This is a genomic window from Bradyrhizobium hereditatis (assembly GCF_020329435.1).
GTDB lineage: Bacteria > Pseudomonadota > Alphaproteobacteria > Rhizobiales > Xanthobacteraceae > Bradyrhizobium > Bradyrhizobium hereditatis.
In genome coordinates, this window is record NZ_JAGKJK010000006.1 from 250,599 (window position 1) to 260,622 (window position 10,024).

At 62.7% G+C, this 10,024-nt stretch carries 13 protein-coding genes; all 13 read left to right on the top strand.

What is annotated here, in order from left to right; genetic code table 11:
* Positions 1–4 precede the first annotated feature (4 nt).
* The 13 genes from J6524_RS16430 to J6524_RS16490 all read left to right on the top strand — a co-directional run bounded on the left by J6524_RS16430 (position 5) and on the right by J6524_RS16490 (position 9,936).
* Positions 5–409, top strand: a complete 405-nt coding sequence (locus J6524_RS16430; RefSeq protein WP_225672275.1) for an ExbD/TolR family protein — start codon at positions 5–7, stop codon at positions 407–409.
* Positions 410–429: 20 nt separating this feature from the next.
* A complete protein-coding gene (locus J6524_RS16435) occupies positions 430–951 on the top strand; it encodes a hypothetical protein (protein ID WP_225672276.1) in 522 nt (173 codons plus the stop codon).
* The gene (locus tag J6524_RS16440; protein ID WP_225672278.1) at positions 948–1,709 is read left to right on the top strand and encodes a TonB C-terminal domain-containing protein; all 762 of its coding nucleotides are present in this window, start codon (positions 948–950) and stop codon (positions 1,707–1,709) included. The genes J6524_RS16435 and J6524_RS16440 overlap by 4 nt, the downstream gene beginning before the upstream one ends.
* Before the next feature lie 53 nt (positions 1,710–1,762).
* On the top strand, positions 1,763–3,616 hold the full coding sequence (locus tag J6524_RS16445; RefSeq protein WP_225672280.1) for a putative porin: 1,854 nt from the start codon (positions 1,763–1,765) through the stop codon (positions 3,614–3,616).
* Positions 3,617–3,618: 2 nt separating this feature from the next.
* Positions 3,619–4,215, top strand: a complete 597-nt coding sequence (locus J6524_RS16450; protein WP_225672282.1) for a DUF4407 domain-containing protein — start codon at positions 3,619–3,621, stop codon at positions 4,213–4,215.
* Positions 4,212–5,255, top strand: coding sequence for a peptidylprolyl isomerase (locus J6524_RS16455; protein ID WP_225672284.1), 1,044 nt, complete (start codon positions 4,212–4,214; stop codon positions 5,253–5,255). The genes J6524_RS16450 and J6524_RS16455 overlap by 4 nt, the downstream gene beginning before the upstream one ends.
* Before the next feature lie 17 nt (positions 5,256–5,272).
* Positions 5,273–5,794: a YbjN domain-containing protein gene (locus J6524_RS16460; RefSeq protein WP_225672286.1), complete on the top strand. Its 522-nt coding sequence runs from the start codon at positions 5,273–5,275 to the stop codon at positions 5,792–5,794.
* Positions 5,795–5,902: 108 nt separating this feature from the next.
* Entirely contained in the window at positions 5,903–6,319 is a 417-nt protein-coding gene (locus J6524_RS16465) for a hypothetical protein (RefSeq protein WP_225672288.1), read from the top strand.
* Between the two features lie 81 nt (positions 6,320–6,400).
* Entirely contained in the window at positions 6,401–7,129 is a 729-nt protein-coding gene (locus tag J6524_RS16470; RefSeq protein WP_225672289.1) for a lytic transglycosylase domain-containing protein, read from the top strand.
* Between the two features lie 12 nt (positions 7,130–7,141).
* The gene (locus tag J6524_RS16475) at positions 7,142–7,510 is read left to right on the top strand and encodes a hypothetical protein (RefSeq protein ID WP_225672291.1); all 369 of its coding nucleotides are present in this window, start codon (positions 7,142–7,144) and stop codon (positions 7,508–7,510) included.
* A gap of 214 nt (positions 7,511–7,724) precedes the next feature.
* On the top strand, positions 7,725–8,324 hold the full coding sequence (locus J6524_RS16480; RefSeq protein WP_225672293.1) for an STN domain-containing protein: 600 nt from the start codon (positions 7,725–7,727) through the stop codon (positions 8,322–8,324).
* Positions 8,325–8,344: 20 nt separating this feature from the next.
* Positions 8,345–8,914 (top strand): RNA polymerase sigma factor, encoded by a 570-nt coding sequence (locus tag J6524_RS16485; protein ID WP_225672295.1) that lies wholly within the window; start codon positions 8,345–8,347, stop codon positions 8,912–8,914.
* On the top strand, positions 8,914–9,936 hold the full coding sequence (locus tag J6524_RS16490; protein WP_225672298.1) for a FecR family protein: 1,023 nt from the start codon (positions 8,914–8,916) through the stop codon (positions 9,934–9,936). The genes J6524_RS16485 and J6524_RS16490 overlap by 1 nt, the downstream gene beginning before the upstream one ends.
* The last annotated feature ends 88 nt before the right edge of the window (positions 9,937–10,024 follow it).

A 10,024-nucleotide genomic window follows, 5' to 3' on the forward strand; every position in this document is an offset into this window, starting at 1 on the left:
GGCGATGCAGGTTCAGGACAGCGGTAAACCCTACGACGACATCAACATCACGCCGATGTTGGACCTCGCCTATGTGTTGCTGGTGATCTTCATCATCATGACGACGGCGACCGTGCAGGGCCAGAAGGTCAATTTGCCGAAGGCGTCGGCCGCGCCGAGCCTTGCGACACAGACGACGAAGGCGATCACGGTCGCAAACGACGACAAGATATTTCTCGACACCATACCGGTGACGCTGCCCGAGCTCGAGCAGCGCCTGGTGCAGCAGAAGGCGCTGACACCGGAGTTTCCGGTCGTGCTGCGCGGCGATGCGCAGGCCCAATATCAAAGCGTCATGGACGTGCTTGACCTCCTGGGGCGTATCGGCCTGACGCAGGTCGGCCTTGCCACCAAGCCGCTCGTGAAGTGACGGCGAGGATGGGCACAGCCATGGACACGCGCAACGCCGCGAAGAATGGTCTCAGGAAGTTATGGTCCTGGCTGCACGACGCGTCATGGACGATTGGCCAGTATGCCAACGAAAACCCGATCTGTTCGGATGGAGTGATCGCCCCGCCGGCCGTCGCAGGCAGTGTGCGGCAGCCTGTATCGCCGGTCGTCGGACACCATCATGCCGCACAAGGCGGCGTCGTGCTGCAGTTTCCTGTCCGCGGCGAGGCGTTGCTCGTCAGACTCGCGGACCTCCTGCGAAGCCGCATCGCCGATCACGCGCTCGAGCGCGACCCGCTGTTCCTCCTGATCTCGCGATGCCCCGGCTCGCGACTGTCGATAGATCGGTCGGCCTATGTCGAGTTTCTGGCTGATCGGTGCATGTATCACGTAGCGATCGAGGCGCAGCCCGACACGAAAGTCACAGTGGAAACGACCGACTTCGACACTGTCGTGAAATTCATCGTGCAGTATGTCGCCGAGCGGCTTTCGGAGAAGGTGTTGCTGGAGGCCGCGTCATGAGCGTTCCCGTGAACGATCAGGTCTCCGCGCCGCCGGACGCAAATGGGCACGGCTCCACCGCATATCGTCCGGTTGGAAAGAACACCGCGTTGTTTCGCTACGGTGCAACGCTGTTGGCCATCGTCGCGTTCGTTGGTGTCGCCGTGTTCTTCCTCCGTGGCCACGACGATATGCCGCCACCGCGTCTGGTGCGGGAGCTGACCGTCGTCAACATCGTGCCGCCGCCTCCGCCTCCGCCGCCGCCACCTCAGCAAATGCCCGAGCAGAAGATGATCGAGCAGCCGAAGATGGCCGAGCCGGAGTTCAAGGAGGAGAAGCCGCTCGACAAGCCAAAAGACGAGCCAGTCAAGGACGCCAAGAACGATGAGCCGCCGGGACCGCTATCGCTCGACGCAAAGGCAACCGGCCCCGGCGATCTCTTCAATCTCGGCAGCAAGGTCGGGGGAAATCCCTATGGCGGCGGCGGAGGCGGTGGCAGCCGATGGGGTTGGTATGCCTCGATCGTGCAGGCCCAGATCGAGGCCGCTCTGCGTGCCAACGCCAAGACTCGCAATGCAACCATGCAGGTGCAGATCCGGCTGTGGGCCGACGGCTTGGGTCGCGTCAATCGCATTCAGCTCGTCTCGTCGACCGGCGACGCCGAGCTCGACGCCGCGATCCGCAACGAGGTGCTGGGCAGCATCGTGCTGCGCGAGCCGCCGCCCAGGGACATGCCGATGCCGATGGTGACGCGCGTCACGGCGCGCCGACCGAGCTGATGCGCTGCAGCCGATTTTCGCTGAATTAAGACTAGTAGAGGACTGGGGAACCGATGTTTGAGAAGAAATCTGACGTACGTCGGCGCTTGATGCCGCTAGCCGTATCGCTGTGCGCGCTCTCTTGCGGCGCTCCGGCGTTTGGCCAGACCGCATCGGATGATGGGCGCGCGTCGACAAAGAAATCCGACGCAAAGCGGCCGACGGTGTTGCAGACGAAGCCAACGTCGCCTAGCGCCACGATCAATCTCGTGAACCTGCTGGTAAAGCAGGGCGTGTTGACGGAAGAACAGGCGCAGGCGCTGATCAAGCAGGCCGACGACGAGGCCTATCTCGCGCGCGAAGCGGCGAGAGGTGCAAGCGTCAAGGCTGATGAAGCGGCGAAAGCTGCCAACGCTGCGACGGCGGCGACCTCGCCGCCCGGCACGCGGCACGTGACCTACGTCCCCGAGATTGTCAAACGGCAGTTACGTGAGGAGATTAAGCGGGAGGTCATGGACAAGGCACACAAGGAAAACTGGGCCTCGCCGGGTGCCTATCCGGAATGGGCCCAGCGCATCCGCTTCTACGGCGACTTGCGTGCACGCTATCAGGGCAGCTTCTTTCCGACCGGTAATGACCAGTTCAACGCTTACAATTTCAACACGATCAACACCGGATCGCCCTACGACGTCAGCGACATCTCCAATCCAAATCCCGCACCGACTTACAACGCTACCAAGGACCGTCACCAGGCGCGGCTTCGCGCCCGCCTTGGCATGGAAGCCGATATTTACAACGGGTTTTCTGCCGGCCTGCGCATCGCGACCGGAGAGAACAGTTCGCCCGTTTCCACCAATCAAACGCTGGGCGCGGGCGGCGGCAATTTCTCCAAATACGCGCTGTGGCTCGATCGCGGCTATCTGAAGTACCAGGCCTGGAACAACGATGTGGCGGTTTCCGTCGGTCGCTTCGACAACCCGTTCTGGTCGCCGACCGATCTGGCCTGGCATAGGGATATCGGATTCGATGGTTTCGCGGTGCAGGCCAAGTATGAGGTCGCGAAAGGCATCACGCCGTTTGTGGTGGCCGGCGCATTTCCGATCTACAACACCGACTTCAACATCGGCACGAATTTCGATCCAGCCACAGGAAATGTGGCCAAGTTTTCGAGCCGCGACAAATGGCTGTTCGGCGCTCAGACCGGTGTTGCCACGCGATTCGCTCCGGAATCTGCCTTCCGATTTGCCGTCGCATACTACGATTTCCATAACGTTCAGGGGCGGCTCTCCAGTCCGTGCTTCGTGAGGTCGGCGTCAGATCTGTGCGACACTGACCTGACTCGCCCGTCATTCGCACAGAAGGGCAATACCTATAGGCCGCTGCGCGACATCATTCCGGAAGCAGCGAACAACTTTGGGACTACCAACCTGTACCAGTACTTTGGCCTGGTCGGCCAGTACCGGCCGGTCGTTGCCAGCGCGCAGCTTGATCTCGGCCATTTTCACCCGATGCACATCGTGCTCGACGGCGAGTACATCTGGAATAGCGCGTTCGATCGCAAGCTGATGAATGCCGGTACCACGATCAACAATCGAGCGGGGACGCCGGACGGCTCGATCGGTCCTTACAACGGCGGCAATCAGGGCTGGCTTGCTCGCGTCACCGTGGGCAACAAGGAGATCAAGCAACTTTGGGACTGGAACGTGCACGCCGGCTACAAATATCTGGAATCCGATGCGACCGTCGACGCTTTCGTCGATTCCGATTTCGGGCTCGGCGGCACCAATCTCAAGGGCTACTTCGTCGGCGGCAATGTCGGGCTCAGCCAGAACGTGTGGGCCAGCCTGCGCTGGATGAGCGCCAACAACATTGCCGGCGTGCCGTACGCCGTCGATGTCCTGCAAGTCGACCTGAACGCGAAGTTCTGATCATGCAGACCCGCATCCCACGTCTAGTGCTACTTCTCGCCGCGGCCGTGTACGGCGGCGAAGCTCGCGGCGATGCCGAGCATGATCGCCTGCGCGAGGCGTTGCGCAGCGCCACCATTCAAGCCCGGCAACTGGAGGACCAGCGCGCTGCGTCACAGGCGAAGCTTGCCGAAGCCGAGAAGGAGAAGGCTGCCCTGAAGGCGCAGATCGATGCCGCCAAGGCGGAGACCCGCAAGCTCGAGAAACAGCATCGCGAGGCCGTCGAAGAATTCAACCAGCGCCTTACTGAGCGGGACGAGACGCTGGAAAAATGGAAGGGCGCCTACGAAGAGGCCGCCAACGTCGCACGTGCCAAGGATGCCGAGCGGGCAAAGTTTGAAAGCGAAGCCACGGCCTACAAGGCAAGCACCAAGAGCTGCCAGGCCAAGAATGTGCAGCTCGTCAACGAGGGCAAGGAGATTCTGAACCGGTACAAGAAACTGACGCTGGGCGGCGCGCTCGTCGCGACTGAGCCGCTGACCGGAATTGGCCGTGTCGACGCACAGAATTTCGTCCAGGATTACAACGACAAGCTCCTCGATCAGAAGGCGACACCATGAGCATTCCCTGCGTTTTCAGAACATTGCAGCCGAGCATCATCGCGGCCGCTGCTGCTGCCACCCTGTCGCTGCCTGTCGCGGCGCTTGCGCAGACAGCGCCGGCACCCGCGCCTCAGCGCACGGCCACGGCGCCCGCACCGGCCAAGCCGAAGCCGGCACCTCAGGGACCGGCGGGGCAGGCGACTGCTACACAGCAAGTCGCTACCGCCAAGCCCTCGGGCAGCGACGATGTGGTCGCGCGGGTCGGCAACGCCAACGTCTCGGCGGATGAGCTTCGGGCCTATGTTGCTGCGCTTGGCGCGCGCGAGCAGGCGGCACTGGCGAAGGATCCCGCACTGCTCAGCCAGACCGTCCGCATGCTGCTCGCCAATCGGCTGGTGCTTCAGGAGGTGGCCGCCAAGAAATGGGACCAACAGCCCAATATCGCGGCGCAGCTCGATCGCGTGCGGGACAGCGCGTTGGTGGAGCTGTATCTACAATCGGTCTCGACGCCGGCGGCTAACTATCCGAGCGAGGAAGATCTGCAGAAAGTCTATGAAGCTAACCGAAGCGCATTGCTGGTGCCGCGCCAGTTTCAGCTTGCGCAGGTTTTCATTGCCGTCCCGAGAGATGCCGACAAGGCGGCCGAAGACAAGGCGAAGAAGAAGCTGGACGACGTTCAGGGCAAGCTGAGGGCGCCGAATGCCGACTTTCTCGCAATCGCGCGCGCCGAAGGCGAGACAAAGGACGGCGGCGATCTCGGTTGGGTCGCGGAAAACCAGATCCGGCCGGAAATCAGGGCGCAGGTCATCGGGCTTGCCAAGAACGCCGTGTCCGATCCCATCCGCCTCGACGATGGCTGGCACATCCTCAAGCTGATCGACACCAAGGCGGCCTATACCCGCACGCTGCCGGAAGTGCGCGAGCAACTGGTCCAGCAGATGCGCAGCGAGCGCGCGGCGATGATGCGGCGCGCCTATCTGGCGGAACTGCTCAAGGAGCATCCGCCCATCCTCAATGAACTCGCGCTTTCGAACTTGCTCGATGGCGTCCGGAAATAGCCCACGCGGAGAATGAAATGTCAGGCGCCAGCATCACCAAACTCACCCTCGACGGGCTTCGCGACAGTCTTCAACAGGTAGGCTATCGCGTGGAGGCTGCGACCGATCCGGTTGCCGGCGTATCGTATCTGCGGTCGGCGACCGGCGGGCTTGCCTTCGACATCCGCCCGGGAAACCAGCTCCCCGACTCAGACGGAAGCTTCGTCGACGCCGCGTTCACCGCCGTGCTTCAGGTTCAGGGCGAGCTTCCGCTCGATCTGGTCAACCGCTGGAACGTGACGCGCCGATTCGGACGCTTGCAGCTCAGCCACCCGTTCCTCGTTTTCTGCCTCGATGTCTCGGTGGCAGGCGGAGTGGCGCCGGACTACTTGCGCGCACAGATCGAAATCTGGGATCGCCTGGTGCAGGAGCTGATTGCATATCTGCGGGACGAGCTACGCCAATTGTCCGCAAGGAACGGTTCGGTATCGCCGACCGCATCGCAGGGATCCGCGCAGCAGGCCGCGAATGAGGCTGGTGCATCGGCTACGATGCAGTAGGACGCGCAGCTGAGCGAAGAAGCGGGGCGAAAGCTTTCCATGCAATCTGAACGAAACAGGCCGGCGTGGTGGAAGAAGATCTTCCGTCCCGCCGCGGCGATGGCGGGGTTGGTTTTTGCCGGCGCTGAGGCGAAGGCAGCGCCTGTCGCGCCGGAGAGCGGTGAATACCGATCCGCGACGGCAGTGCCGGAGGCGTGGCAGGTATTCGCACGGCAGTTGCAGCAGCGGTTTGAACAGCAACTGGCCGGCGATAGTGAGGGGGCGCGTCGTATCCAGGACTACCTGACGCGCCGCGACAGAGGGGCCGATGCGCCGGCATTGAAGGTAGCGCTTCGCGCCTGGATTCTGGCCGACGGCAGAGTCGATCGCATTGAAGTCGACGGGATCGATGACGCCATGATGCGCATCGAGCTGCGGGCGTTGTTGATGGATGGCAGTATCGGCGCCCCGCCGCCGGCGATGCTCCAACCCGTGCACCTGCGTCTTTCGCTCCGCGCGAAAGATCGAGCGCGCGAGGGGAAATAGCGGATGGTGATCGGCGTGCAACCTCGATCCTCGCGCGCGGCGAGCTCGCGGCCATCGGCTGTTGTCGCGCTGGGATTGTTCATGATCTTCTTGCCAGGGGTCGCGAGCGCGGACAGCACCGTTTCTGCATCCACGTCATTTGATGATCGCTTTGCCGCTGTCGAACGGACGCAGCTGCCGCGGCCGCAATTGACGCCTGCGGCTGATCCGCCGAAGGACATTGCCGGCGATATCGCAAAGCTCAGAACGCCCTCGAGCGTGCTCGACGGGCGTGCGCGCTATCGCGCCGTGATCGAGAAAGAGGCCGCCCAAGCCGGCTTGCCGCCGGAAATTGCCGAGGCGGTGATGGCGGTGGAGAGCGGATACAACCCCCATGCCATCGGCGGTGTTGGTGAAATCGGTCTGATGCAGATATTACCGTCGACGGCAGCCATGCTCGGCTTCAGAGGCTCGCTCGCCGAGCTCGCCGTGCCTGAGACCAATATCCGTTATGGCGTGACCTATCTTGCAAAGGCGTGGCGTCTGGCCGGCGGCGATCTTTGCACGGCCGCCATGAAATATCGAGCCGGCCATGGCGAAACCCGGTTCTCCGTTCTCTCCGTCAACTATTGTCTTGCGGTGCGCGCAAAGCTGGCCGCGCGGGGCTTTCCCGTGACGGGAAACGTTCCCGTTGCGACGTTCGGAGAGGCAGCGAGGGGCGGTGGCTGTGGCCGCAAATGCCTGGGGGGTGCTCACATGGGTTCGGTAAATCTTGCAGCACTCAACACGCGCCTCAGCGCATTGGTCGTGCAGACCAGAGCAGGGCGTTAGGAGGCGAGCGCCATGCGGCCAATCATACTTTCGCTTGTCGCTGCAGTTCTCGGCACATCAGCCTCGGCCGAAGAGCGCGTCCTGGTACTCCCGGAGATCGTTATCGGCGGCGGGGTGAAAAGTGCCGACAGATGCGTCGAGGTCGAGATCGGAGCAAGCCGGTCGATGGATTGCCTCAACCAGAAACTGCGACGCGAGGTCGACCGCGTCAATCCGACCATGAACCTTCCGCCGATCGATGCGCGATCGCCGGACACCAAGGTCGGGGTCGTGAACATTCCAGGCGTTCAGCAACAATATGGCAGGAATTTCGGCGTTTCGGTTGCTCCGTATCGACCGCCGCCACCGGTGTTCAATACGCCGCTGGGACCGAACCGATAGTGCGATCGAATATGGTGTTGGCTTGGAGAGCCTCCGTAGCCGCGTTCAATATCCAGCGCCTGACACGTGAGTGTAACACACGCTCCGTAAGGTTTTCATCGAGACTTCGATAGTCTTGTGAAGATGAGGGTGTGCTTTGACACGGGATGCGGTTGTCGCCGCGCAAAGCCGTAGTGCTCGGTTGTGTTGCACGCTGGCAGTAGGCCTCGGACTAATGCTGCCGGCGCATGATGCAGCTTCACAGGAACGGAGTCCGATACAGTTCGCAATTACCGCCCAGCCGCTCGCGACTGCGCTCGATACCTTCAGCATCGCAAGCGGTCTAGAACTTTACTACGATGGCGCTCTCGCTGTCGGCCGTCGCTCCAGCGCTGTCGAGGGGCGGCTTGCGCCGGAGGTTGCACTGCAGGAATTGCTGGCTGGCAGCGGTCTGGTGGCGCGCGCGACCGGTCCCAATAGCTTCACCATCAAGCCTGCCCCGCGCCTCACTAGCGCGCGTCACCAAACCTATTTCGCGGCGATCCAGGGAAGGGTGTCGCAGGTATTGTGTGCGCGCGCTGAAACCAGGCCGGGCGACGTTGACCTCCTGCTGCAGCTGTGGGTCGCCTCCACGGGAGCGATACAGCGCGTGCAATTGCTCGATCCGCCAAATGCCGGCAAGGAGGAAGCCGCGTTCGCGACGGCGCTGCGCGGGATTTCGATTGGAATAGTGCCGCCGGCGGAACTGCCGCAACCGGTCGTCATGGCGGTGCTCGCGCGCAGCAAAGGCGAGCGGGCCGGCTGCGTCGACGTCGCGGCAACGGCGGTGCGCTAGATGCGCAGGATGCGCCACCGATGAGCGATTTGAACCGCGCAACGCTGCGGCGCTTCTTCGTGCTGGGCTATGATGATTTGCGGGCGCGGCTAGCGCGCCGGTTCGGATCCGTCGAGCTGGCCAGCGACGCGCTGCATGAAACCTGGTTGCGGCTCGAAACCGCGGTGCCGGCCGGCATCGTGCGCAGTCCAAGGAACTACCTGCTGCAAATGGCGGCAAATGTCGCTCTGAAACGTTTGAAGGTGGAGCGAAGTTTCGTCACGCTCACGGATGCCAAGATGGCGATCGGCATCAGCGATGATGCACCTGATCCCGAGTGCGCCGCGATCGCAAGTTCCGAGGTCGCGATGCTTGCAAAAGCGTTATCGGAGCTGACACCGCGCCGACGGGAAATCCTGCTTGCCTCGCGGCTGGACGGTATCCAGCTTTGGGCTATCGCCGAGCGTCTCGGCGTCTCGCAACGCCTTGTCGAGATCGAGCTCAAACATGCACTCGCCCATTGCGCATTGCGTGTCGACCGAAATGTCATCAAAAGATTCGGTCCCCGGTCACCGCAGGGATCTCAGGCTGAAGAGGAGGATCCAGGCTGATGGCTGGCACTTCGATGCTGGATCCGGCCGATACCGGGCGTGCGATGGCGGCAGGTATTTCCGAACATCCTGCGGCTTTCCTGACGCGGGTCGACCGGGAAGCGCATGATTGGCTGGTGCGTTTCGCCGCCGGCAACGCCGGTCCCGCCGATCTCGAGGCCTTCAAGGCATGGTCGGCGCAGGCCGGATATGCTGAGGCCTTTGCGCGAGCTTGCCGGCTCTGGGCAGCGGTCGAACCGGCGAGCAAGCGCATGGCGGTCGCCCAAGTGCCGGCGCAGAGGCCGCGCATTGGACGCCGTGCATTTGTCGGCGGTGCGCTCGCTGCGTCGCTGTCTGCCGCGATCTACGCCGGCGCGCGGCCGCCGCTCGGACTGTGGCCGTCCTTGTCCGAGCTTGCCGCGGACTATCGGACCGCGCCCGGCGAGCAGCGTAAATTTGTGCTCGCAGGAGGTCCGTCGATTGAGCTGAATACCCGCACCAGCGTTGCTGTGAGGGGGTCGGCGGATGATGGCATCGAACGTATCGAACTGATCGGCGGCGAAGCGGCTATCGCCACACGATCCGACGTGCGCTCTGCGATCGAGGTGATCGCCGGAGATTGCCGCGTCACGGCAACTACGGCGGCCTTCAACATACGTTATGAGAGCGATGTCGTTTGCGCGACCTGTGTGGCGGGCGAGATTGTGGTGGCGTTCGGCGGTCGCTCGGCCAACCTCCGGCGTGGGGAGCAGGTCGTCTACGCCTCTGGCAATCTTGGTGTCGTGGCGAAGATAGATGCTGCCGCTGTAACCGCGTGGAAGGACGGCATGTTGGTGTTCCGCTTGACGCCGCTCGCGGATGCGATCGCCGAAATCAATCGCTACCGGCGCGGACGGATCATCGTGACCAGTGCCGCGCTCGGGCGCCGTTTGTTCAATGCGCGATTCCCGATCGCAAATGTCGATGGCGTGGTTGCGCAGATTCAACAGATCTTCGGCGCATCCGTCACCGCGCTGCCCGGTGGCATCGTGCTACTCGGGTAATTCTCGTAGCGGAAAAGGCGGCCACACCGGGGCTAAAGAAAATTCGCAATCCTGTTCGGTCTCGGCCTTCGAGAAGCATCTAAGCAGA